Raw genomic sequence first — 24,363 nt, 5'->3', positions numbered from 1 at the left:
CCTGGTCGTCTATTAAGGCAAGTTATTGATTTTCGCGGGGAATGTTCATGCGAAAATAGTTTTAGTGCGCGGGATTCTACCACAGAGACTAATAAGAGTTTGTTGCAATGCGGAATTGTGCGGAATAAAAAAGGCGCCCGTAGGCGCCTTTTTTTGAGCTAGCGAGTAATTACGCTTTTTTTGCCAAACGACGACGTGACAGGCCAAGACCCATCAAGCCAAGACCCAGCAGAGCGAAAATACCTGGCTCTGGAACTTCCAGTGCTTTTACAGAAAATTCGTCTCTTTTGCCGCCAGCCCAAAACTTGATTTCATCTACGGTTACGCCGCCAATAACAAACGTTTGTTCGCCGTTAGCTTGGGTAGAGTTGATGCCGTAAAAAGTCATGGTTGAGCCAACCTGCAAGCCACCGAACCACAGCGACAAATAACCAACTTCGCCTCTTACTGGATCGCTACCGTCGCCACCTTCGTTGTCTTTGTTGAACAAGTCGGTGATTTTTACGGTTTGCAGTGATACCGCGCTAGCAAAAAGAATCTTGATGTATTCAGCGCGATCGATTTCATCAATCTCGCCGCCCAAAACACCAAGACCGTCTTGCGGGTCAGCAGCAAACAAGCGCGCGCCGGCTGGGCCTGCAACAGCAGTAACATTGCCAACGGTGTGGCTAGTTTGATTGTGAGCGGCTGGGGTCCAAGCTGGTGAACCAAAGTCGATGATAAGTGCGTTAGCTTGTGCGGCTGCGAGCAGTGCACTTGCTGCGAAAAGTTTACTGATAAATTTCATTGTCTATCTCCATGATAAGTGAGTGTTTGACGACCAGCCTGGGTCGCTCTAGTCCTATAAGCACGTTTTGTGCCATGATATAAAATCCTTTTGTAACAGTAACTTGGGTAATCGCGTATTTGGCGGGTGTAAATCTATTCGACATCTTTACTGGTGAGTGTGCGATAGAGCTGCAGTGTGCGCGCAGCATTTTCTTCACTGGTGTAAACGCGGTTGAGCAGAGGTTTAACCGGGTGTTCAAATAGTTGTAACAGGCATTTGCTATAGCCTTCGGCAGTGTGGTTGCTCACCAGTAGTTCAGGGCTGTCCGCGAGAACTTCGCGTAGCCCGCCTACACTGTGTGCGACCAGTGGTTTGCCCAGTGCGAGTGTTTCCAGTGCGGTCATGGGGGTTCCTTCGTGGTCGGAGCACATAACAACTATGTCGAGCGCGGCGATGGCGGCAGTCGAGTCGCTGCGGTGCCCGTGAAATACGATTGCTTGGCTGATTCCCAGTTGCTGCGCTTGCATTGTCAAATGTTGTTTGAGTTTGCCATCGCCAATTATGTGAAATTTTAATTTGTGTGCTTGCGTATGATTTATTTGGGTGTGATCGAGCAGCTGCTTGGCTATATCGATAAATAAATCGACTCGTTTCACTGGCTCTAGTCGCCCGACTATGCCTATGTGAATGTGGTCTTCGGCCTGCGCGCGTATATCAGCTGCGGGGGTGAGTTGATTGAGTGCGTTGCTGTCGATCCCGTTTTCGATAATGTGTATATGGCGTGCGGGAAATGTCGCCGTTAATTTTTGTGCAAGATCTTTGGATACCGCGATGACTGCGTCTTGCAAATATTTTCCGGTGTTGTTGTCGAGCCAGATGATTGCTTTTTTTAAGCCTTTGGCGCTGTGCTCCGGTGCGCCGTGGGTGGTGCGTAAGGAGCGAATGCGTCGCCAGGGAAGTGTTGCGGCAAGAAGATTGGCGAGGCTCGCCAGAATATTTTCTTTTTGACGATGCGTATGAATCAGGTCGGGTTTTAGGTTTTTTATAGTGGCGATGAGTTGGCGTAGGATGGCGAAGCTGGAATTTTTTTGCTCATCGATAATCTCGGTGGTGACGCCTGCTAGTTGGAGTCTTTGGGCTAATTCGCCATTGTTCATTAGCACTACGTATAAATCGCAGCGATCTTTTAGGGTGGTGAGTAGTGTATAAGCTTGAACTTCGGCGCCCGCCCAGAGATCGCCAGAAATAATGTGCAAAACCTTGAGGCGAGGGAGTAAAATCGGCGGCTTGTCATTGTTGATCGGCGCAGTTGCAGGTGTTTGCATGGTGTCGATGTCTTCAGCGGGTTTTGTTAGGGATAGTTTCCAGAGGTTGAAATGTTAACATTTTTGTTTTGGTTGTTTGGTGTTGCTGCTGTTTATAGTTATTTTATTTATCCCTTGGTGTTGCGTGTATTAGTGGCAAGAACGGGCGTAAAACCCAAAGCGGAAATGACCTCACAAACGGCTGCTGCTAGCGTGTCGTTAATTGTGACTGCTTATAATGAAGAGTCGCGGGTGCGCGCAAAAATAGAAAACAGTTTGCAGTTGCAATTCGATGCGGCTGCTTTTGAAATTATCATCGCCTCTGATTGTTCCTCTGATGCTACCGACGACATAGTGCGCGAATACGCTGAGCGCGGTGTGCGTTTGGTGCGTGCGCCAGAGCGTTTGGGTAAAGAGCATGCGCAGCAGTGTGCGATCAAAGAGGCCAGCGGGGAGATTTTGGTATTCAGCGATGTGGCGACCGAAATTCCTGCGGATGCAATTCAAAAACTAGTAACTTATTTTAATGATCCGGGTGTGGGCGCTGTGTCCAGCGAAGATCGTTTTATCAGTCAGGATGGTGCGGTAGCGGGCGAGGGCGCTTACGTAAAATACGAAATGTGGTTGCGCCAGCAAGAGTCAAAATTAGCGGGGCTGGTGGGTTTGAGCGGTTCCTTTTTTGCGGTGCGCAAATCCTTGTGCAGCGAATGGGATATTCATTCACCCAGCGATTTTAATACTGCACTTAATACGGCAAAAGCGGGTCTTCGTGCAGTGACTGCACCCGATGTGTTGGGTTTTTATCAAGACCTGAAAGATCCATCAAAAGAATATCAGCGCAAAATACGCACGGTTATTCGCGGCATGACTGGTTTGTCGCGCCATGCAGAAGTGTTGAATCTTAGTAAGTTTGGTTTTTTCTCGTTTCAGGTTATTTCACATAAATTAATGCGCTGGTTAACGCCTTGGTTTTTATTGGCGTTATTTCTGAGTAATGCATTGATAGCTGATAACGGTGCATTTTATTTTTTAGTGTTTCTCTCGCAGTTAGCGTTTTATGGTGTTGCTGTAGTCGCTCATTTTTTGCCGAATTTACAAGCCGTATCGCTGATTAAGTTGGTGTATTTTTTTGTGCAGGTGAATATTGCACTGCTGGATGCGGGTATTAAATTTTTGGCCGGTCAGCGTATGACTGTTTGGAAACCTTCCGCACGATGATTTTACATGGTGATCTTGCTCCAGTTGGCAATCGCATTTCGCTCGAGCAAAATGCGGACTGTATATTGGAGGTGATGTTTGGCGAGCATCAATATTGGCTCGACTCAGGTACTTCGGCTTTAGCTTTGGCGCTGCTTGATGCAAAAGCTAATTTTCCTGACGTTCAAAAACCGCGCGCCATCATTCCCGGGTATTGTTGCCCGGATTTGGTGGCTGCTTGTGTTTATGCTGGTGTTGAAGCCGTTGCGGTAGATATTGGCGCTAATGATCCCGCTTACGATTTGGCACAGTTGCGCTTGCATTTGGATGCGAATGTTATTGCGGTTATTGCGATAAATTTTTTAGGCATCCGCGAGCGTTTGGATGAATTGAGGGTGCTTATTGCCGAACTGAATTTGCCTGCGCGATTGATTGAAGATAATGCGCAATGGTTTCCGGCTGCCGCGAGTGAGATGGAATTTCACGCGGATTATGTGACATTTTCGTTTGGGCGCGGTAAACCGATGAGTTTGTTGGGGGGCGGGTTGCTCTGCGCAAAGCGCCCGCTTGTTGCGAGTGCTGTGACTAGCATAGAAAAATCGGCACAGCCGTCCCGACTCCTACCGCTAAAAATTGCGGCTTATAATTGGTTGCTAAAACCGCAGTTGTATCAATTGTTAAATCGCAATCCCGTGTTGCGTTTAGGTGAAACCCGGTACGTTCCTCTCGACTATATTGCGCAGTTTGATTCTTATAGGCGAACATTAGTCACCGCTAATTTTAACTTACACTCTGCGCGTAATAATGACTTGTCACGAAGTTTTGATTCAGTTGTGTTAGCGGGTGGGCTGCAGCAGCTCGATCAAAATTGTGCTGCGCGGCAAATGCAATTGCTGCGGTATCCGCTGTTGTGCGCTGACGAAAAAATAAGAGATCGGTTGCTTGCACAGTTGAGTGCGGCTGGGCTGGGTGCTTCGCCTATGTATGCGGCAGCGATTGATCAGATTGCCGGTGTTGCTAATTTCATTATTGTGCCGGAGCCATTGCACAATGCGCGGCATTTTGCGCAGCGGTTTATGACCTTGCCTGTGCATAGTCACGTTTCGCAGCCATACAGGGCGCGGATTTTATCTTTGCTTTGTGCGGCTGGAGTTAATCCGGTTAGCTCTGCGGCACACTGATACTGGCGAGGGCGCGCGTCAGTTTATTCAGTTCATCCTGACAGTCATTCGCACAGTTTGTTTGTGCGGTGAGCAGCCCAAAATATTTATCGCCTGCGGCATTTGCCACCAGCTGCAAAAATTTTGCGGCTATGTATTTTTCAGTTTCGATCTTGCCGACAATATATTGCGTGGCGATCACAACGCGTGTATTGCCACCTACTTTTTTGTAAATCGCGAGATTAAATTTGCTCTGGCTGTGCGATTGTTCAATCGACCAATTAGATCGGTCTGTAAGCCCTTGTATATAGGGCACAATCTCCTCTCTTGCGCTGCTGGGTGTGTGCGCAAATAAATCCACACGAATTTTTAGTCCCTCCAGTTCAATTAAACGCTTGTCTACCCGCGTAATCCCCGGGCTAAGCTCGGTTCCTATAGGTTCACTGGTGGTGATTTTGAAGGCATCGAGATGGCTCAGTTGCAGCGGGAAGTGGGGCGATGGTGTGCTTGTATTGATGTACAGCAGCAGCGGGCCAACACTCACGGCAACTAGCGCCAGAAAACCTGGTCGCTTGGAGATGTTGATGATTTTGTTTGGGGGGCGATTGATGGGCGCAAAATAAATTGCCGGTATCAGTAAACAGGCAAAAAGTATCCAGCCAAAGGTTTCGTGGTCGTGCATTAGGCTGCTTTGCATATCTGTGTTGTAGCCTATGAGCACTAACAGATAGATGCGCAGCCAATTGGCGAATAAACCCAGGGCGCCCGCGGCGAAAAGCGTAATGATTGCGGTGCGCAATCGGTATTGATTGATCAGGATAAGAATGTAACCCATCAATAATGAAATGATCAGGTATCTTATGCCTGAGCAGCCATCGGCAATGTGAATGGTGCCACTGGGAATAAAGAGGCTGCTGCCGTCAATCAGTACGGTTAAGTTGCTAAGTTTTACCATTTTACCGACCACCAGAGTGCTGAGTTCTACTAACACACCGGTGAGTTCCGACCAAATTGGAATGGTAAAAAGTAATAGGCCGAGTATTGGCAGAGTGCCCAGCATGGCAGATGGGGATAGAGCGGCGCCGATAAACAAGCAGAGTGTAGCGGTCAGCAGAAGGTAGGCGGGCAGGCTTATGCTGAGGCTTTCGAACAAATACCACGCCAGGGAGCAACCCGCTGTTGCGACCAATAACAGGCCATAAAGAAGGTTTGTGGGGTGAGTGTCCTTGATGGCGTAGTTGCTGCGCACCAGCAAAACCAGCATGACACCAATGGTTGGGATTGCATGAGCTAGATCCTGATCCCACAGCACCCATTTTTGCCAGAGTGTCATCAAGCTGGAGAGGTACAGCAGCGATACAACAAAAATGGCAGCAAAAATGGGTGCAGCTGTGAGGTTGCGAGCTAAATTTCTAATTAAATCCATATAGGGCGCTATTCAATCCGATGTAATGTGATGCGGTTCATAATAGCGCGAGCGAATAAAAAAATCTTTAGTTCAATCTTTGAGCGTGAACTTATCGAGTGACCTTTACAAAACGGCTGTAGACACCGTTGGTATCGAAGACGGCTATTTCAAATTCTGTGTCGTTGGCATCGGCGTGAGTGTATTCGGTCACCTTATTGCTATTGATCAATATATAGGTATAGCGGCTATCCGTGCTTTTACGATAGCGGATTTCATAGCCGCCAATCTCATCTAGCTCCAGATATTGCCCATTTTCTCGCTGGTTTGGATGTGTCCAGGTCAATTTGGCCGATTTTTGGCTAGAGGCGCTGCTTGATGTTGATGAAGTACTTTTTGCGCTACTACTTGATGTTGATTTGGAGCTGCTGGATTTGCTGCTGTTTGCAGTACCCAGGGTGCGCACGGTGAAAACAGGTGACTTTTCCGATTTATTGCCCGCTGCGTCAAATGCAGTAATGGTGTATTGGTAGTCGGTATAGGGGAGCAGTTGATAGTCTGACAGTATGTTGGTGGGATGAGAAAGAACGGCAATCAGCTGACCGTTGCGCTCAACTTCATAGCGATTAATGCCCACATTGTCGGTGGCTTCGTCCCATATCAGTCTCAGACTTGTATCTGAGATTTGGTAAAGCATGAGCTTGGTCGCTGAGGGTGGCGTGACATCTTTAGTTTGGCCTGCCGATAGCGAGCTATTAGTACTAAAGCTACTGCTGCTGTCGCTAGATCTGGAAATACGGGTGTAGCTGTCGGCTGAGCTTTTGGGCGAGCTGCTGGTATTGGCTGATATTGTGCTGGCGCTAGTGGCAAGGCTGCTGGCCTGAATGCTGGAGCTTTGGGGGCTGGATGCCTCTGCGCTGCTCACTGCCGGTTTATTGGTTAAGCTGCTCGGGTTGTTAACTGCTTCCGTCTTTTACCATTTCTTCGAGATTTTTATTGGTGGCACAAATTACGCGCACATCAACGGAAATTTCGGAGCGACCACCCACCCGTTCAATAACGCGTTCTTGCAAAAAGCGCAAAAGCTTTGCTTGCAAATTGAGAGGCATGTCACCAATTTCGTCGAGAAACAGGGTTCCTTCATTGGCAGTTTCAACTTTGCCGATAGTCATTTTATTCGCGCCGGTGAAGGCGCCTTTCTCGTAGCCGAAGAGTTCGCTTTCGATTAAGTTTTCGGGTACCGCCGCGCAGTTAATGGCGACAAAGCGTTTGTTTTTCCGTGGGCTTAGTTGGTGGATGGCGCGTGCCATTACCTCTTTGCCGGTGCCGCTTTCGCCGAGCAGGGTGCAGGTTACGGTGGTGGGAGAGATTTTTTCCAGCTGGCGACAGATTTTCAACAGTTGTGGATCATTTGTGAGTAAGCCTTCTAAGGGCTCTTGCTGGGATACGCTGAGACGGCGGTTATAGTCTTCCAATTCGTGGATGTGAAACGCGCGCTGTACGATTAAATCGAGCGTGTTGGGATCAACCGGTTTTTGATAAAAATCATAAGCGCCCATGGCGACGGCGCGCAGGGCATTATCGCGGTCGGTTTTGCCGGTCATCACTATGACTTTACTGTTGGGCGAGATGCGCAGTATGTCCTGAATACATTTGAAGCCTTCATCGACACCGTCTTCATCGGGCGGTAAGCCCAAATCCTGAATAATGACGGAGGCCTCGTGCAGGCGCAGTGCGGCGATTGCATCCTGGCGGTTGTCGGCGACTATGGTTTCGTACTGATCAAAATGCCAGCGCAATTGGCTTTGCAGCCCGCTGTCATCTTCAACAATAAGTAAGATGGGTTTGGACGAAGTCGATTTGCTCATGCGCTGGGCTGATCCTTATTCAACGGGAGGGTGATGGTAATGGTGGTGCCTTCGCCGGGTTCACTGGCGACATTCAGTGTGCCGCTCAGCTCGCTGATATATTCGCGTGACAGGTAGACACCAATGCCCATACCTTTGCCGGATTTGGTCGTTTCAAATGGCTTGAATAGGCGGTTGTGAATGAAATCCCAATCCATGCCGGAACCGGTGTCTTCGATAGTGATGATCGCCGAGTTGCTGTTGATCTGCAGTGTAACATGAACTTTTCCATCGTCAGGTGTGGCTTCCTGCGCATTTTTGATGAAGTTGGTAATGGTCATCACTAGACGTACCTGATCGGCATTGATGGTGCGCTGGGTGGGTTGTATCTCAGCTGTAAGTGAGCGGCCGCCGCGCTGGCACTCCTGTACCGCCTGATACACCACGTCCATAATCGACAAGCGCTTCACCAGATCCGAGTCGTCGCGGCGCAGTTTTTTCAGCAGGTTGTTCATGCGATCAACTGAGTTGCTAATGGTTTTGATCGCATCTTCAAAAAAGGCTGGATTGCCTTTGTGTTTTTCCGCGTTGCGCACGACCAATGCGTGTTGTGCAATCAGGTTATTCAGGTCGTGGATAATAAAGGCGACAAGCTTGTTATAAGTATCAAACTGCCGCCCCTCTACTAATTGTTCTGCTTGCTGATGGCGCTTTAGATAGCTGGCGATTTGGCGCCCCATGGTTTTGAGCAAGTCCAAATCTTCCCAGGTGAGGGTTTCATCGCCTGCGGGTTTGGTCAATGCCATAAAACCCACCAGCTCCTCACCTACAATCAAGGGGAACATTAACCAAAGGTCAGGAATATTGTGCGCCCAGCTGGGCAGCAGCTCATTGTGCTGACTGAGTGCTTCGTTATCGCCGCTGTCGGGGATAAACACCCATTCGGACTCGATAAAGGCGCGACAGAAAGGGCTATCAACTGGCTCTTCTTGCAGCTCGATAAAATTGGGCAAATTGGCGCGATAAACCGGTTCATAGAAGCCCTGTTTGCGCAGCCAAATCGCACCTGCTGGCGCTTTGGTAGTAGACGCGACGGCAAAAAAAGCGCGCTGATTTACTTCGCTGGCCTCGGCCGGTTGCGCAAGATAGTTGATTAGGCGCAACCATTCATTGCGATAATCATATTTGTAGCGAAACAGGTGTTTATTGATCAAAACCGACAACTTCATGCGTATACGGCTAGAGATAAACACAGTGGTAATCAGTAATACGGCGCCAACCAGCAATAAGCTATAGAAAACCGTGCCCCAGTTGCCGCCGTAGAGGCGTACATAGTAACCACCGAGCGAAAGCACCGTAATTAAAATCCCCACGGCAACCAGTGAGGTGGTGTAAAAGGCAATCGGGCGGGAGAGGTTAAAGTTGGCGGGGCGGTCATTGCGTTGCAGTAATAACATTCCACCCAGTGCCATAAACAGACAGGTTGCAATAGAAACTGCGGCGCGCGATTGCCAGAGCATGGGGTCCAGCCCCTTGAAGATCAGCGCATGGGTGAAGAGGTAAATGTCGTAGAGAAAAATCGCCGCCAGGTTCATACACAGCAGTTTGATCTGACGGTCATTTTCTGCCGCGTAGCGATAGAGTTGCTCAACGCTGACCAGTGCGATAACCGCTAGCCCCAACGCAAACCACACCGATAACCCCGCTTGATTCATATTGGGGATAAACAGCATGGCGATCGCGAGTGCGGTAATGGGCCAGCCACCACTAAACAATAACTGCAGGCTGGCGGGCAATTGTTTGCGCTGGGTATTGTGTTTGAGGCTAAGCCCGATACAAAAAACCCAAGCGTTAAAATGCAGGTATTCAAAAATGATCAGTAGGTACAGCGGAATTGAGTGCTCGGAAAATGACAGTGCGATAGTGCCGAGGTGGAGGGTATGGACGGCGGCAGCTCCGGCAAATAGCCAGGTTTTTTGATTGCGCACCAGTTGCAGCAGATAGGCGACAGTGAGCAAGGCAGACACGACTGCGGCGCTAAAATAGGCTACAAAAGTAACGCTGTTATATTCCATACTGGCTAGAATCCCATGTGGCGGTATAAAACGTGGCAATAAGCATAACAGTTGACCGAGGTAGATCAAAACCTCACAAGATTCTTAAGGGTCTATTGAATACCGCCATCGCCTGTGTGGGTATTTGCCGCTATAATGCGCGCCCTAAAGATCATTAGATCGCCTGAATTTACAACGGGCAAGCTGAAGCAGGTTTTCAGCGGCCTTATATCAACGAGGAAAATGCCGTGAGTCACATGAAAAAACTGTTTGGGATTTTGTTAATGACTGCCTTGGTAAGCGGCACTGCTGTTGCCAATGACGAAGCTGTTCAGTCGCGTATTGCGCCAGTGGGCAGCACCTGTATGCAAGGTGATGAATGTGCAGCGGCGCCTGCCCCGGCGGTTGCTGCAGGCCCTAAATCCGGTAAGGACGTTTACGGTAGTTTTTGCACCACTTGCCATTCAGCGGGTGTAATGGGAGCGCCAAAGTTTGGTTCCGCCGCTGATTGGGCGCCACGTGCGAGCAAGGGTAAAGAAACACTCTACACCCATGCGATTGGTGGATTTAATTCTATGCCGCCCAAGGGTATGTGTGCTGCTTGCTCTGATGATGAGATCAAAGCTGCGGTGGATTACATGGTAGATGGCAGTAAATAACCACTTAAATATTGATGCAACCAAGGCGGCTCTGTGCCGCCTTTGTTGTTTTTGGCGCGGTGCTTAATCAAACAAATTGAGCAGGTTGGAGAGAGTCTCTTCGCCTTTGGCGATATTCTTTTCCGGGCTAAGCTCACCAAACCCTTCCCACTCCACATCTTCCTTCGGTAATTCATCTAAAAAGCGGCTGGGGGTGGTTTCGCTCATTTCGCCAAACTGTTTGCGTTTTCCGGCCAGTGTCATCGACAAGGTGCGCTGGGCGCGGGTGATGCCAACATAAGTCAGGCGTCTTTCTTCTTCTATATTATTGTCTTCAATGCTGTTGCGATGGGGCAGTAAATCCTCTTCCATGCCCACCATAAACACATGGGGAAACTCCAAACCCTTGGATGCGTGCAGCGTCATCAATTGCACCTGATCGCTCAAGTCCTCTTCCTCCTGTCGCTCCATTAAATCGCGCAGCACCAGTTTGGCGATGGCGTCTTCAATGCGGGACTCTTGTTCCTCGTCGTCATTGGCGGTTTTATCCAGACTTTTCTGCAGCGACTCGACCAGATAAAACACGTTCTCCATGCGCTTCTCGGCCGCTTTACTGCTCGCCGAGTTTTGGTGCAGCCAACCTTCGTAGTCTATATCGCTGAGCATCTCGCGGATGGCATCGACGGGTTTTTCACTGCGACAATTGTGGGTGACCTGTTTGATCCAGTGCGCAAAACGCTGTAAACGCTCCAGATTTTTTTCCGGAATGCGACTTTGTAAACCCATCTCATCCAAGGCGGCAAATAAACTGATCTCCCGTTCGCTGGCGTAACCGCCCAAGGCTTCCAGGGTGCTGGTGCCGATCTGGCGACGCGGGGTGTTGATAATGCGCAAAAACGCATTGTCATCGTCCGGGTTAACAATCAGGCGCAAATAGGCCATTACATCCTTGATTTCAGTTTTGGCAAAAAACGAAGAACCACCACTGATTTTGTAGGGAATTTGATGATGCTGGAGTTTCATTTCCAGTAAACGCGCTTGATGGTTGCCGCGATAGAGCACGGCAAAATCGCGGAACTTGTATTGCTTTTGTAGGCGCTGGGTGATGATTTCGGTGGCGACGCGTTCGGCTTCAGCCTCTTCATTTTTGCAGCGCAGCACGCGGATCGGGTCGCCCAGACCCATCTCGCTCCACAGTGCCTTATCGAATTCGTGGGGATTGTTGGCGATAAGATGGTTGGCCACCCGCAGGATGCGGCTGGTAGAGCGGTAATTCTGCTCCAGTTTGATCACTCGCAAGCTGGGGTAATCCTGCTTGAGCAGGCTCATATTTTCCGGCCGCGCACCGCGCCAGGCGTAAATGGATTGATCGTCGTCTCCTACCACGGTGAGTGCGCCGCGATCGCCTACAATCAGTTGTACCAGTAAATATTGGCTGGAATTGGTGTCTTGATACTCATCCACCAGCAGGTAGCGAATCTTGCGCTGCCAGCGGCCAAGTACCTCGGCATTAGTTTGGAATAGCTCCACAGGGATGAGAATTAAATCGTCAAAATCCACCGCGTTATAAGCGCGCAAGGCTTGGTTGTAGCGTTGGTAAATAAGGGCGATGGTCTGTTCGGCAGGGCTTTGTGCCATGCTCAGCGCGCGCGCCGGGTTGACCAGATCATTTTTCCAATTGGATATTTGGTGTTGCACCAGATCCAAATGATCGTTGTCCAGGTCGCCCTCTTTCAGCATTAGCTCTTTGAGCAGCGAACGGGCGTCCTCGGAATCAAAAATAGAAAACCCGGGTTTAAACCCCAGGCTTTTGTGTTCGCGGCGAATGATGTTGAGGCCGAGATTGTGAAAGGTGGATACGGTTAAGCCTTTGGAGGCGCTGCCTTTGACTAATATACTGGCGCGCTCTTTCATCTCGCGTGCGGCTTTGTTGGTAAAAGTGAGCGCCGCTATGTGGCGGGCAGGCATATCGCACTGCTCGATCAAATAGGCGATCTTGCGCGTGATCACGCTGGTCTTGCCGCTGCCCGCACCGGCCAGTACCAGACAGGGGCCATCGATATAAAGCACGGCTTCTTTTTGGCGTGGATTGAGTTGAGTCACAGTGGCAGCCTTAAGCAGAAGGGGGTGCATTCTAACAAGCTCACTTGTGCATGCAACGTCGATCTTGACTGCTATAACCACATGGCAAGATTGGAAGGGTTCTAGCTGTTATTTGTTATATCGTAAAGCGTTTAGTTTGCGCGACGTGACTGTTACTATTGTGTTGATTTGTGTGCGGGGTTTTGTGCCAAACGAGAGCTTGAAAGGGATAGAGAGCAATGGACAAGAAAATAAAAATTTTATTTATTGATCGCGAGCAGGGCGAGTACTTGCTCATCGCTGAAGTGTTGTCGCATATTCGCCATGTTGAGTACGAACTTGTCTGGTGCGATCAGCTGGATCTCGCGCTCAATAAAATTTTATCGCAAGAATTTGATGTGGCATTGCTCGATTATTATTGGGGCGATTTCAATGCGCGTGATCTATTAAACGCCGCGCGCGTGCAAGCCTGCCAGACACCGATTGTAGTAATGACCGATGAAATGGAAACTGAGGTGGATCGCGAAGCGATTCGCGCCGGTGCTGCCGACTATTTAATTAAAGGTCAGATCGATCATTTGTTATTAGAGCGCACTCTGCGCTACGCCATCGAACGTAAACAAACCGAACAACACCTCACCCGCCTCGCACATTACGACCCTCTTACCGATGTACCCAATCGTATTTTATTTCGCGACCGCCTCGAGCACGCAATTCATTTGGCAGAGCGCGACAACGCCAGTTTTACCTTGATGTTTATCGACCTCAATGGCTTTAAAGAGGTGAATGATAATTTTGGTCACGATGCGGGCGATGCGATTATTCGTATCTGTGCCGAGCGACTAAATGCCTGTTTGCGCCGCAGCGATTCTGTCGCGCGTATGGGTGGTGATGAATTTACTTTGTTGCTGCAAAAAATTGCGATTAATACCGATGTTGCACATATCGCCGAAAAAGTGATTAGCGCAATCGAACAGCCCGCCGACATCAATGGCCACGAAGTAGTCGTGGGGTGCAGCATTGGCATTGCCATTTACCCGCAGGCGGGGCGCGATGCCGACACTCTGCTAAAACATGCCGATATGGCAATGTATAAGGCCAAGCAAGAGAGCGGCAGCAGTTACCGATTTTTTACCGAGATGATGAATCAAGATGTACGCCGTCAATTATTGTTGGAATCTGATCTGCGTGCGGCGCTAAAAAAACAACAATTTTTACTGCATTATATTCCGCGAGTAGATGTTACCACCGGCAAGGTGATTGCACTTGAAGCCCTGTTGCGTTGGGATAAACCCGGCGTGGGCATAGTCAATGCCAGCGATTTTATCGCTACCGCCGAAGAGACAGGTATTATTACTGCGTTGGGCTATTGGGTAATCCGCCAAGCCTGCAACGATTTAAAAATGCTGCAAGAGTTCTGGGATGGCCCTTTGATGATGGCGATTAATTTATCTATGCGCCAGTTCAAAGATGAGAATTTGGTGCATGAAGTTGCGCGGATCTTTGCAGACCATGATATTCAGCCAGGCGATATCGAATTTGAAATTACCGAAACTGTGTTTGCCGATAATATCGAGCTGGTGTCGCTGTGCATGCGGCCACTATCTTTTTTTGGGATTAATTTTTTACTCGACAGTTTTGGTGCAGGCAACTCATCACTGTTGCACTTACAGCGCTTGCCCATCAGCACGGTAAAAATAGATTTACGCTTTTTGCAGGAATTAAATCGCAGCCATACCGACAAACGGCTAGTTTCGGCCATGATCACGCTCGCGCACAATCTTGGCAAACTAGTGGTTGCCGAAGGTGTGGAGACCAAAGAAGAAAAACAATGGCTGAAGGAAATGGGCTGCGATTTAATGCAGGGCTATTATTTTTCCGCACCCAAATCCTACGCAGAAATTATCGACTGGTTGCAGATGTCGGCTGCACACCAGCATCTCATGCTGAACTGAGTTAAGTGTTGCTGCTCTGGCGATCCAGCGTGCGATAACTTAGTGCCTCGCTAATATCTACCGTATTTACCTGTTCGCGGGCGGCCATATCGGCCAAGGTGCGGGCCAACTTCAGTACGCGATGATAAGCACGTGTCGACAATCCTAATTTTTCAATTGCTTGCTCCAGTAGCGCTTTGTCCGCGAGCGTTAGTTCGCAGTGCTGCTCTAATTCGGGGGCGCTCAATTGGTGATTGGCTTTGCCCTGCCGCGCAATTTGCCGCGCACGCGCCTGCTCCACCCGCGCGCGAATGACACTGCTGCTGTCCCCCAGCGTTTTGTTCTGTAGCTCGCCTTGGCGCAGGCTTCTCACTGGCACGTGCATATCGATGCGATCGAGCAGGGGGCCGGATATCTTGTCGCGGTAGCGTCTAACTTGATCGGGCGTGCAGCGGCAGCGATTGGCGTCGCTGCCGTGATAGCCGCAAGGGCAGGGGTTCATCGCGGCCACCAGCTGAAATCGTGCGGGGAAACAAGCTTGGTTGCGCGCGCGTGAGATGCGTACCTCGCCACTTTCGAGCGGTTCACGCAGTACCTCGAGTACTTTGCGCGGGAACTCGGGCAATTCGTCGAGAAAAAGCACACCGGCGTGGGACAGTGAAATCTCCCCCGGTTTGGGATTGCTGCCACCGCCAATGTAAAACCTATGTTTAAATGATAATATTGGTTAAATTACAGCGGTATTTGAAAATGAACAGCAATTCCAAGTATCCTCCCGTTCGTACTATCCGAATGAACTCCAGAAGTGTCACCGGCACTGTGCCAGGTATTGGGGCATATGAATCAACATTGGAGCGGGATCTAATGGAAATCCTTCGCTTTGATCCGGAAGTCCTCACAGTCTATCCCCAACCAGTGCGTGTGGAGTTTGTTAAATCCGATGGTTCAAAGGGTGAATGTTATCCCGACGGTCTAATTGAATTTAAACCTGAGTTTTCATTGTTGCCGGTTTTGTACGAAGTGAAATACCGGGAGGATTTTAGAGCCAATTGGCGTGAGCTAATACCAAAGTTCCGGGCTGCCAAGCAGTTTGCCTTTGCTAAGGGCTGGCGATTCGAGGTCTTTACTGAAAGAGAAATCCGAACCCCCTACCTATCAAACGTTAAGTTTTTGTTTCCTTTCTTAGAGCGTAAGTTTCCAGAGCCCATAACTACATGGGTTCTCCAGATCCTTTCCGACCTCGGTGAGGCCGATCCAGACTTCCTGCTATGCGCGCTCTGCAAGGATAAGGGCAATAGAGCTGAGCTAATACCAGTAATTTGGCATTTGGTCGCCACTGAGGCAATTGACTGCGATTTAGAGATTCCTCTGACAATGCGCACCAAGTTGAGGGCATTTATCTGAAATGAAAACTATACGTCCTGGCCAGTTGGTTTATTGGCGTAATGAACCCTACTTCGTGATGGAAATTCGCGGTCTAAGTGAAGCAATTGTGCGCTCTCTTGATAATGTAATTTCCGACGTCGCCCATGTGGCAGATCTCAGTATGGCCCCACATACTGAAAAAAATATGAATGCCCCCCACTTGCTTGCAAAAGGGCGGGATTGGAGGACTGCGACACAGCGATATGAGTTAATTAAGCCTTTGCTTGAGATGCACAATCGGCAGGCATCGGATGTTAAAGCGGTAGCCCTCAAGGCAAAAAAATCAATCACCACAATTTATCGATGGATTTCTCGGTTCGAAGAGCAAGGTCTTGTTTCTTCCATGTTGAGAAGTGAACGATCTGATAAAGGCGATAATCGGGTCAGCAAAGAGGTTGAAGAAGTAATTCAATTAAAAATTGAGGAAATTTATCTAGATACTGAGAGACCGCCAGTCACGGAATTGTATGAGGAAATTGAAAGGGAATGCAGATCACTTGGGCTAACCGCGCCGCATAAAAATACGGTTTATGCGCGTGTTAAAAAAATCGCAAAAGAAAAGCTTCTTACGAAGCGATACAACGCGAAACATGCAAGAGAAAAAACAAAAGCGGTACCGGGATCCTTTCCTGGAGCAGATTTTCCAAACGCAGTAGTTCAAATTGACCATACTCCAGTGGACGTAATCATTGTCGACCGCGTACATCGGTTACCTATAGGAAGGCCATATTTAACACTGGCATTAGAGGTCTGCACTAAGATGGTATCTGGCTTTTGCATGACACTTGATCATCCTAGTGCGTCGACTGCAGGTTTATGCATTTCTCATGCAGTTAACAAAAAACACCTCTGGCTAGCAAAGCGTGACATCGATGCTGAGTGGCCCATTTATGGAAAAATGCAAAAAATTCACATGGATAATGCGAGGGAATTTAGAGGGGATATGCTCAAGAGGGCATGTGCCCAACACGATATAATCATAGAGCACCGACCGAAAGGTATGCCCAATTACGGTCCCCATGTCGAACGCGCTTTCAGGACGTTCATGTCAAAAATGCATAGCCTTCCTGGAACAACTTTCTCCAATGTTAAGGAAAAGTTGGAGTACGACTCTGAAGGGCGCGCGTGTATGACGCTCCAAGAGTTGGAGTTATGGTTTACATTATTTCTCGTGTACTACTACCATCATAAGGGGCATAAAGGTATTTCGGATATACCTCCCATTAAACTTTATACTCAATTGGTTCATGGCACTACGGAACAACCTGGCGTTGGGCTTCCCGCACCTATCGAGGACGAGGCGAAATTTCAGCTCGATTTCACTCCTTACGTGAGGAGAACGGTGCAACGTGAAGGTATCCTAATAGATCACATTTTTTATTACGCGCCCCCTTTAAATAAATGGATTAGTTCGATAGATCCAAAAACCAAAAAAGCAAGAAAGTTTATTTGTGTGCGAGATCCTAGAGATATTAGTGTAATTTATTTTCTGGATCCAGACACAAAAACCTATACGCCTATCCCTTACGCAGATAATACGCGTCCTCCTATTAGTCTATGGGAACTGAAGGCCGTATTAAAAAGAATAGGAGAGGATCCGTTGAATGTTGTTAATGAGGAGATGATTTTCAAAGGAATTGAAAAAATGCGCAACGTGGAGCGGCAGGCTGTCGAAAAAACACGTCTTGCCAAACAACAACGTGCTACTGAAAAGCGCAAGCGGCGGATGTCGGAAAGACGTGAAGGCTGGAAGGATGTTCATGCTAAACCGCCAACTGCTGCGCCTATGGAAGAGGCAGATACTGTAGTGGTTGATGAGCCGGTAGCGCCCAAAAAATCCAGACGTTTTTCTAATATAGAGGTGGCGCTGCCAGATGAGTGATTATCCGCATCTAATGAAGAGCCTATGGCCATTACTCGATAAGTCTATCGAGAAGAAAATTTTTTATATTCAGTCTGATCGTTGGATTGGTTACTCAAAAGCAAATGAGATTTTACAGAAAATGGATGATCTGTTGACCCACCCAAAAATAGATCGGATGCCAAGTATGATGGTGGTAGGAGCTACTAATAATGGAAAAACGCGACTTCTAAACCGGTTTTTAAAAAATCATCCACCTTCACAGAATTATGGTGGTGAAAAAGTTATCGCATCGGTCATTGGCATTGAAGCGCCTCCAGGGCCGAGCGACTCTGCTTTTTATAGCTCAATCCTTAAGCGATTATATGAAACAGTTCCCAAATCATCGGTGGATGACCTTCGTGATAAAACATGTGAAGTTTTGGAAAAAGTCCAAACTAGGGTGCTTGTGATTGATGAGTTGCACAACATTCTGGCTGGGTCATCTCGCAAACAACAATTAATGTTGAATGCGATCAAATACATCAGCAATACCTTAAACATGTCAATTGTTGGGGGCGGCACAGAAAATTTAATTAATGCAGTAAGCGTCGACAGCCAGTTACAAAATCGACTTAAACCTCAGCGTCTGCCGTTGTGGAGAGACGGTGAAGAGTTCGAAAGCCTCCTTGATTCGTATGAATATATTCTGCCGTTGAGAAAACCATCAGGCCTTACGTCACCTCGTCTGGCCAATAAAATATTGGCAATGAGCGAGGGCACAATTGGTGAAATATCTGCGCTTATAAATGAAGCTGCAATATATGCTTTAAAGAAAGGAGAAGAGTGGATAACCGTGGACGCGCTCAATAAATGCGGATTTGTTTCACCGTCTGATCGCCGCGGCGCTACCTGACATGAAGCTATTACCACTGCATCCCCAACCAAAAAAAGGCGAGATTTTATCTTCCTGGATGGTGCGGCTAGCATTGGAAAACCGCTTCCATCTACACACCTTTTATTCAAAACTTCTTGGTTGCAAACATCCAATCTGGACACGGGATGTTGACAGAAGCGCGACAGCTGACCTTATTCATTTGCTGTCTGAGTGCTCAAGCTGTTCTGCGACTAAAATTGAAGCCACGACATTGCGACATTACGACGGGTATATGTATGAAGATGTACGAACTCACGGTGTTGCTCGTTGGATTGTTCCATTGGGCATATATCATCGGCTCCATCGAAATGGAATGCAATGTTGCCCGCTCTGCTTAAAAGAAGAAGTTCCATATTACAAATTAAAATGGCGCACGTCTTTTTTTACGTTATGTGAAAAGCATAGATGCTTTTTAATCGATGAGTGCCCTAATTGCAAAGCAATCGTGGAGTACCACCGATTGGGAATTGGTAAGCATATGGATGTACGCTCATCCGAATTACACTTATGCTCCCATTGCTACTTTAATTTATCTGAAACTCCCCCTGTTTACCCACCCCGATTACCCGAGTCAATAGTTCAAGAATATAGGAATACTCTAAAGCAGTTTGAAAACGACAGTTGGAGCCGCACACTGACTTTTCCAACGACGCATCCACTTGCTTTTTTTCACGGATTAAGAGGGCTATTAATGCTCGTAAATAAAAGAGCATGTGTCGAATTAAGAAAAAATATCAATGCTTCGGTTCCGCTCAATCTGCCTTTAGAAAAGGATTGGTCACCTGAATTTGGATACTTAACAATAAGAGAGAGGTTCAACCTGTTAATGGCCTGCTTCTGGTTAATGCATGATTGGCCCCACAGATTTGTGACCATTTTAAAAATGTCTAAATTATCTCGATCACGATTCGCAGAAGATGTTGCACAGTTTCCATTTTGGTTGCAACAGCCGCTTAATCAATATCTTGATCAGCGCCACTACATTCCATCTCCTGAAGAAGTAAATTCCGTCGTAGATTATCTTAAATCAAAAGGAATACCTGTCAGCGCACCATCCGTGGCGAAGGTATTAGGAATTGGTAGAGATTTTGCAAGAACGTTTAATTCACATTGGAATAATAGAAATTAATTCCATTTGGAATTTTTTACCTTTTTAATTAGTCGCCCCTGAAAAACCCACAACACCTTGTTTTTAATGAAATAACCACTCGATTCATGCAATAATTTCGACCAGTTTCAGCAGTTCCCCCTACTAAAACTGGTCGAAAATCGAGTGGGTTTTTTATGAAACAAGATTCTCCGAACACCCAACAACTCAGCTTCCTCGCACCCAACTTAATTGATCAACTCAACCCCAAGCACCCATTACTGCAATTAGCCAAGCACATTCCGTGGAGCTATTTTGACACTGAGTTGTGGTGTGACAAAATAGTTTTAAACAGTGACAAAATAAATCTAAACCCAGTGTTTATGCCGCTTGCCGAGACATTCGCGAGGCAATATTGAGCTTTTGTTTAAAGCTATTTTGTAATTTACCGGCAATTTAGTTTAAGACTATTTTGCCAGACTACATGAGTTTGGCCCGCTGTATGCCCACACTGGGCGCCCGGCAAAACCCATTCGGCTAATGGTTGGCTTATGTAACTTGAAGCACATGGAAAATCTGAGCGATGATCGTGTGGTGCAGCTCTGGGTTCAAAATCCCTACTATCAGGCATTTTGCGGAGAAGTGGAGTTTCAGTGGACGTTTCCTTGTGACCCATCGGATTTAATCTATTTTCGCCAGCGTGTCGGCACAGCAGGTATCGAGAAAATATTTGCTGCCTCTATCGTCATTCATGGCGATAAGGCAAAAGAAGATGAAGTGTGCATCGATACCACCGTACAAGAAAAAGCCATTACCTTTCCAACCGACGCAAAGCTCTATCGAAAAATCATTGTGCATTGTTTGAAAATAGCGAAAGCCAATGGCATTCAATTGCGGCGGACTTATGCCAAAGAAATTAAGCAGAGAAAATTGGAATGTCGTTTTTCCGGTCACCCGAAGAATCGAGCTAAAGCCCGCAAGGCGATAAAGCGTTTAAAAACGATTGCAGGGCGTTTGGTGCGGGAAATTGAGCGAAAATTACCGGCCAATGTTGTGGAGTTACTGCGCGAGCGTTTTATCCAATTTCACCGGGCATTGCAACAAAAGCGTGGGGATAAACAAAAACTTTACAGCCTGCATGAACCGCATGTGTACTGCATGAGCAAAGGTAAAGATCATAAAAAATATGAGTTTGGCACCAAGGTTTCAATCACCGTCACGCGCGATTCAAAAATCATCGTTGGCGCATTAGCGTTTGAATCAAATGAATATGATGGGCACACATTGCCAGCGGTCCTGGCGCAATTAAAGCGACTGTCTGCCTGTGAACCTACTGCTGCTTTATGTGATCGAGGTTACAAAGGAAAAAACAAAATCAATAACACCCGGATCCTCAGACCACAAAGCAAAACCAGCGAAGCCGACAAAGAAATACAAGAGCTAATGCGCAAACGTTTCCGCAAGCGTGCGGGCATTGAACCGGTCATTGGCCACTTAAAATCAGATCACCGACTCAATCGCAATTATCTCAAGGGTTTTGCGGGAGACCAGATGAATGTGCTGTTGGCGGCAGCGGCGTTTAACTTCAAAAAGTGGATGCGGCTATTTTTATACGCCCGTTATTTATGGCGGTTGAAATGTGTGTTTGATGATTTAATGGCGGCACTGGTCAGGCCAGTGCCGCTGTTATCTGTGTGAATTGGGTTTTTCAGGGGCGACTAATTACTGAAGAAGCTTTGGAGGGTGAGATTTAATGAAGTTAATTACATCAATGTTTGAGTCGCTAATGGTGATGTAATCTTCGAAATTTTTTTCAAAAGCCAGCTTGTACAACAATGGATAAACTTGCTTTCGTTTATTTTTTCGGTCCACCAAATCCATCGCTGCAGGATTCCAATAGTCAGTTTCAAACAGTACCATTGGGCTACGTAATTTATCATAGTTCCCATAATAATTTTGGCAAGCATCTTGAAAGATTTCCTGCACGGTTCCAGCATTTCCGCGCATGAATACTATACCTCCTTGCGCGATTGCCAGTAGTCCCTCTTCCCGAACACTGTTTTCAAAATATTTAGCAATGTCAGTTGCAAATAGATTAGGGGGTTCATGCCCATAAAACCAGGTTGGAATACCTATGTTCATTGACTTTTCGGGGTGCTCAGGGGCCCCCATTTCTGCCCATGCGGCGTAACCAGACTTCATCCATGGTGTGTAGTCATTATTAACCGCATCATGGTTTTTTATTTTTTCAATTACTTCCGCAATTAAATCTTTTGGATTCGTGAATCCAGCAGCATAGGCGCCTAAATTTGCTGCTTCCATTAGTCCAGGGCCTCCACCTGTGGCAATTATGTATCCTTCATTTGCAAGATCAAGAGCAAGATAAGCTGTATCAGCATAACTTTGATGTGCTCTGCTCACATCGTGCCCTCCCATAATTGCTACAATTTTTGTTTTGATGGGTGCTATTAGATTATTTAGCGCCTCACTGACCGTGGCGTCATGCATTCTTCGAATTAATTTGACGTCATCATCAACTTTCTTTTCAACCCCATCCTTATCCTTAAAAGTTAAATAGATTTTTCGATCTTTGTAATTGTCGAGCGTTGAGGGATCATTTGGATTAAAGCCAGCATAGAGTTCTTGCGGTGTGTAAAGTGCAATCGTATAAGGTTCAAATGGAATTTCATCTTCAAGTGCATCTGGGATGGGTGGCAATATGATACAGCCCGCTTCAGCAGCAGCTTTAAGCAGATCGACATCCATTTGACATCCGAGGAAGGAGCATCCATAAAGTTTTTCTGAATCAAAGATAGAGGTGTACGCTGTCAGATCAATATTTTGAAATATTGCAGGGCTAATGTTTTTGAACCATTTTTTTAGATCTTCTTCATTACGAATTTTAATTTTAATTTTCATTTGAGATTCCCTATGAGAAATATTAACCATCAAATATTTATTTCAACTATTTGTGGGCAGTGATCACTTGTTTTAATTATTTGTGCGGGTTGGGTAACAACCGGTACTTTTGACGATGTTATCGATGGTAATTGTTTTTCAAAAAGAAATGCGCTGAGCACGATATGATCCAGACCCTTAAATCCAGTACACCCTTCAAATTTGGATAACGGGATTTGTGTAAGTCCAGGATCCCCGTCGGAAATTTCTTGCCATAATAGATCGGTTTTTACGTGCCCGTTTTCATCGGCGGGGTTGGGGCCTCTGGGATCGCTACCGTCAGATCTAATTTCGTCTGTAGTCACGCGGGATGACGCCTCTTCGTCTATCTTACGGTTAAAGTCTCCGAGAATCAGAAAGTCTGGGGACTGTTTCGACACCACCTCGATCCAATTTTCTAAGGGAGCAACTTGCTGATTCAACAACTTGCAAGCGGGTTCATCGTCGGTAAGCTTTCTGCCGGGAAACCCCCCTCCCGCTTTAAAGTTGGCACAACTCGATTTTAAATGAATATTCAGGAAGGTTATTTTCTTTCCATTGACACTAAGTGTGAGTTCAAGCCCAGGTCTTAAGCGACGTTCGGAATCAGTGATTTCGCTTATCGATAGAGTCGATTCCGTCTTACATACGGGTGTAGAGGAAGATGCCGATTTTTTCCAAGCAAAGGCGACGGTTTGAAAAGCATTATGTGGAGCTACACATATATCAAAATCTTTAAGATGATTGCCAAATATAGTTTTTACAGTTTCTTCATCCTTGACTTCTTGAAATGCAAAAACATCAATGTGGTGCTTTATTATCAGTTCATCTATGATGTTCATCAATCCCTCTAACTTTTGATCGTATAGCTTTAACCCTCCCTTTTCGATCTTCTTTTCCGTTAGTCCATAAGCATTACAAGGGGCTACCATCATACTTTGTGCCTTTCCTCCCGCTGCACTAAGAACTTTTGATTGGCAAGCAGCGTCTTTTCTAACATCGCACCATTTTACTGCCGTACATACTTCTACGTGTTTTTTAAATTGATTGACTGTTCCAGCCCAAGCGAGGTTGAATGACGCGATGCCGATTTCGGCAGCATGTATTGGTTTTACAGAAAGCGCGGAAGCAAAAAATAAAGTAATAGCTATATTGAATTCATTAAGCATGTCCTTTTACTGGCAATGAGTTGTTAAAGCTGTATTTAGCGTGAGTTTAAACCTAACGAGCAAGTGATAACTGTTTCGTAACGAGACACTAATATCGAGTGCAGCTACCGGCGCACATTTCGTCAAACTAACTAGATGGATTAGCCTCGTCGTTATGCTCCATTCGCTCAACCAGTTTGATTAATTGAGTTCTTACATTCAGCAGTTCTTCATAGGTTTGATTATCAATTATTACGACAGAGCAGATGTTGCGGAGTCTTAATCTTAGGGGGCGCCGACTATCTTTAACGCGCTGAATATTGGCTTGTACATTACGAGCAAAAAAATTACTACTTAACACCTTTAGTTGTTTTGCCTGAGGAAGCCTTCCGGCAACATCAAACACACTGCCAGTGTTAACTTGTGGCTCTCTCGTGTGAGGGGGAGAGGATGTGGCGCGTGAATCCAGTGATTTGTTCATCATGAGATTACCTGGCGAGTCATTAGGGTCTGTTAACACAAATAAGTGTGTCTGCGATCAAAGCAAACTGGATGAAAAATTTAAAAATTACATCCAGTTTGTCAAAGCGTGAAAAAAT

General features: G+C 46.9%; 18 protein-coding genes and 2 pseudogenes. 9 read left to right on the top strand and 11 right to left on the bottom strand.

Features of this window, described 5'->3' with window-relative positions; genetic code table 11:
* Positions 1-169: 169 nt before the first annotated feature.
* Entirely contained in the window at positions 170-787 is a 618-nt protein-coding gene (locus AWU77_RS03810) for a PEP-CTERM sorting domain-containing protein (RefSeq protein WP_062059469.1), read from the bottom strand.
* Positions 788-921: 134 nt separating this feature from the next.
* Complete coding sequence (locus AWU77_RS03805; RefSeq protein ID WP_062059467.1) at positions 922-2,094, bottom strand: glycosyltransferase; 1,173 nt, start codon at positions 2,092-2,094, stop codon at positions 922-924.
* Positions 2,095-2,145: 51 nt separating this feature from the next.
* Here AWU77_RS03805 and AWU77_RS03800 point away from each other — a divergent pair, with 51 nt between their 5' ends.
* Complete coding sequence (locus AWU77_RS03800; RefSeq protein WP_062059465.1) at positions 2,146-3,291, top strand: glycosyltransferase family 2 protein; 1,146 nt, start codon at positions 2,146-2,148, stop codon at positions 3,289-3,291.
* Positions 3,288-4,451: a DegT/DnrJ/EryC1/StrS family aminotransferase gene (locus AWU77_RS03795; protein ID WP_062059463.1), complete on the top strand. Its 1,164-nt coding sequence runs from the start codon at positions 3,288-3,290 to the stop codon at positions 4,449-4,451. Before AWU77_RS03800 ends, AWU77_RS03795 begins: the two co-directional genes overlap by 4 nt.
* On the opposite strand, the gene AWU77_RS03790 is transcribed toward AWU77_RS03795, so the two are convergent.
* The 4 genes and pseudogenes from AWU77_RS03790 to prsK form a co-directional block, all read right to left on the bottom strand.
* A complete protein-coding gene (locus AWU77_RS03790) occupies positions 4,432-5,856 on the bottom strand; it encodes an exosortase/archaeosortase family protein (protein ID WP_062059461.1) in 1,425 nt (474 codons plus the stop codon). The two genes, AWU77_RS03795 and AWU77_RS03790, sit on opposite strands and share 20 nt — an antisense overlap.
* 91 nt (positions 5,857-5,947) lie before the next feature.
* Positions 5,948-6,760 (bottom strand): fibronectin type III domain-containing protein, encoded by an 813-nt coding sequence (locus AWU77_RS03785; protein ID WP_062059459.1) that lies wholly within the window; start codon positions 6,758-6,760, stop codon positions 5,948-5,950.
* A 37-nt stretch (positions 6,761-6,797) separates the two neighbouring features.
* Positions 6,798-7,703: pseudogene (locus AWU77_RS03780) on the bottom strand (sigma 54-interacting transcriptional regulator); the annotation flags it as partial.
* Positions 7,700-9,757, bottom strand: a complete 2,058-nt coding sequence (gene prsK / locus AWU77_RS03775) for an XrtA/PEP-CTERM system histidine kinase PrsK (RefSeq protein ID WP_062059456.1) — start codon at positions 9,755-9,757, stop codon at positions 7,700-7,702. The pseudogene AWU77_RS03780 and the gene prsK, both read right to left, overlap by 4 nt.
* A gap of 236 nt (positions 9,758-9,993) precedes the next feature.
* Here prsK and AWU77_RS03770 point away from each other — a divergent pair, with 236 nt between their 5' ends.
* Positions 9,994-10,395 (top strand): cytochrome c5 family protein, encoded by a 402-nt coding sequence (locus tag AWU77_RS03770; RefSeq protein ID WP_062059454.1) that lies wholly within the window; start codon positions 9,994-9,996, stop codon positions 10,393-10,395.
* A 63-nt stretch (positions 10,396-10,458) separates the two neighbouring features.
* Here the strand turns inward: AWU77_RS03770 and rep are convergent, their stop codons facing one another.
* Positions 10,459-12,477: a DNA helicase Rep gene (gene rep / locus AWU77_RS03765; RefSeq protein WP_062059452.1), complete on the bottom strand. Its 2,019-nt coding sequence runs from the start codon at positions 12,475-12,477 to the stop codon at positions 10,459-10,461.
* A gap of 218 nt (positions 12,478-12,695) precedes the next feature.
* On the opposite strand from rep, the gene AWU77_RS03760 reads away from it, so the two are divergent.
* Complete coding sequence (locus tag AWU77_RS03760) at positions 12,696-14,411, top strand: bifunctional diguanylate cyclase/phosphodiesterase (RefSeq protein WP_062059450.1); 1,716 nt, start codon at positions 12,696-12,698, stop codon at positions 14,409-14,411.
* Position 14,412: 1 nt separating this feature from the next.
* Here AWU77_RS03760 and AWU77_RS03755 read toward each other — a convergent pair.
* Positions 14,413-15,087 (bottom strand): annotated as a pseudogene (locus AWU77_RS03755) (ATP-binding protein); the annotation flags it as partial.
* Positions 15,088-15,140: 53 nt separating this feature from the next.
* On the opposite strand from AWU77_RS03755, the gene AWU77_RS03750 reads away from it, so the two are divergent.
* The 5 genes from AWU77_RS03750 to AWU77_RS03725 all read left to right on the top strand — a co-directional run bounded on the left by AWU77_RS03750 (position 15,141) and on the right by AWU77_RS03725 (position 21,377).
* Positions 15,141-15,794, top strand: a complete 654-nt coding sequence (locus AWU77_RS03750; RefSeq protein WP_062059483.1) for a heteromeric transposase endonuclease subunit TnsA — start codon at positions 15,141-15,143, stop codon at positions 15,792-15,794.
* A 1-nt stretch (position 15,795) separates the two neighbouring features.
* The gene (locus AWU77_RS03745; RefSeq protein ID WP_062059448.1) at positions 15,796-17,697 is read left to right on the top strand and encodes a Mu transposase C-terminal domain-containing protein; all 1,902 of its coding nucleotides are present in this window, start codon (positions 15,796-15,798) and stop codon (positions 17,695-17,697) included.
* Positions 17,690-18,571 (top strand): TniB family NTP-binding protein, encoded by an 882-nt coding sequence (locus AWU77_RS03740; RefSeq protein WP_062059447.1) that lies wholly within the window; start codon positions 17,690-17,692, stop codon positions 18,569-18,571. The genes AWU77_RS03745 and AWU77_RS03740 overlap by 8 nt, the downstream gene beginning before the upstream one ends.
* A 1-nt stretch (position 18,572) precedes the next feature.
* Positions 18,573-19,721, top strand: a complete 1,149-nt coding sequence (locus AWU77_RS20040) for a TniQ family protein (protein WP_084618020.1) — start codon at positions 18,573-18,575, stop codon at positions 19,719-19,721.
* 456 nt (positions 19,722-20,177) lie between these two features.
* Positions 20,178-21,377, top strand: coding sequence for an IS5 family transposase (locus tag AWU77_RS03725; protein ID WP_202966619.1), 1,200 nt, complete (start codon positions 20,178-20,180; stop codon positions 21,375-21,377).
* Positions 21,378-21,401: 24 nt separating this feature from the next.
* Here AWU77_RS03725 and AWU77_RS03720 read toward each other — a convergent pair whose 3' ends face one another.
* The 3 genes from AWU77_RS03720 to AWU77_RS03710 all read right to left on the bottom strand — a co-directional run bounded on the left by AWU77_RS03720 (position 21,402) and on the right by AWU77_RS03710 (position 24,248).
* Positions 21,402-22,598 (bottom strand): LOG family protein, encoded by a 1,197-nt coding sequence (locus AWU77_RS03720; protein WP_062059442.1) that lies wholly within the window; start codon positions 22,596-22,598, stop codon positions 21,402-21,404.
* Positions 22,599-22,627: 29 nt separating this feature from the next.
* A complete protein-coding gene (locus AWU77_RS03715) occupies positions 22,628-23,785 on the bottom strand; it encodes a hypothetical protein (protein ID WP_062059439.1) in 1,158 nt (385 codons plus the stop codon).
* A gap of 127 nt (positions 23,786-23,912) precedes the next feature.
* On the bottom strand, positions 23,913-24,248 hold the full coding sequence (locus AWU77_RS03710; protein ID WP_062059437.1) for a hypothetical protein: 336 nt from the start codon (positions 24,246-24,248) through the stop codon (positions 23,913-23,915).
* Positions 24,249-24,363 lie beyond the last annotated feature (115 nt).

It is taken from the genome of Cellvibrio sp. OA-2007, assembly GCF_000953825.1.
Lineage (GTDB): Bacteria > Pseudomonadota > Gammaproteobacteria > Pseudomonadales > Cellvibrionaceae > Cellvibrio.
This window is presented reverse-complemented; position numbering and strand designations above follow the sequence as displayed.

Excerpts from the sequence above, each read along its gene's own strand:
- AWU77_RS03805 (WP_062059467.1), bottom strand. The coding sequence starts at position 2,094 with ATGCAAACACCTGCAACTGCGCCGATCAACAATGACAAGCCGCCGATT.
- AWU77_RS20040 (WP_084618020.1), top strand. The coding sequence starts at position 18,573 with ATGAAGCTATTACCACTGCATCCCCAACCAAAAAAAGGCGAGATTTTA.
- AWU77_RS03795 (WP_062059463.1), top strand. The coding sequence starts at position 3,288 with ATGATTTTACATGGTGATCTTGCTCCAGTTGGCAATCGCATTTCGCTC.
- AWU77_RS03715 (WP_062059439.1), bottom strand. The coding sequence starts at position 23,785 with ATGCTTAATGAATTCAATATAGCTATTACTTTATTTTTTGCTTCCGCG.
- AWU77_RS03740 (WP_062059447.1), top strand. The coding sequence starts at position 17,690 with ATGAGTGATTATCCGCATCTAATGAAGAGCCTATGGCCATTACTCGAT.
- AWU77_RS03710 (WP_062059437.1), bottom strand. The coding sequence starts at position 24,248 with ATGATGAACAAATCACTGGATTCACGCGCCACATCCTCTCCCCCTCAC.
- AWU77_RS03800 (WP_062059465.1), top strand. The coding sequence starts at position 2,146 with ATGTTAACATTTTTGTTTTGGTTGTTTGGTGTTGCTGCTGTTTATAGT.
- prsK (WP_062059456.1), bottom strand. The coding sequence starts at position 9,757 with ATGGAATATAACAGCGTTACTTTTGTAGCCTATTTTAGCGCCGCAGTC.
- AWU77_RS03745 (WP_062059448.1), top strand. The coding sequence starts at position 15,796 with ATGAAAACTATACGTCCTGGCCAGTTGGTTTATTGGCGTAATGAACCC.
- AWU77_RS03750 (WP_062059483.1), top strand. The coding sequence starts at position 15,141 with ATGAACAGCAATTCCAAGTATCCTCCCGTTCGTACTATCCGAATGAAC.
- AWU77_RS03810 (WP_062059469.1), bottom strand. The coding sequence starts at position 787 with ATGAAATTTATCAGTAAACTTTTCGCAGCAAGTGCACTGCTCGCAGCC.
- AWU77_RS03790 (WP_062059461.1), bottom strand. The coding sequence starts at position 5,856 with ATGGATTTAATTAGAAATTTAGCTCGCAACCTCACAGCTGCACCCATT.
- AWU77_RS03770 (WP_062059454.1), top strand. The coding sequence starts at position 9,994 with ATGAAAAAACTGTTTGGGATTTTGTTAATGACTGCCTTGGTAAGCGGC.
- AWU77_RS03720 (WP_062059442.1), bottom strand. The coding sequence starts at position 22,598 with ATGAAAATTAAAATTAAAATTCGTAATGAAGAAGATCTAAAAAAATGG.
- AWU77_RS03760 (WP_062059450.1), top strand. The coding sequence starts at position 12,696 with ATGGACAAGAAAATAAAAATTTTATTTATTGATCGCGAGCAGGGCGAG.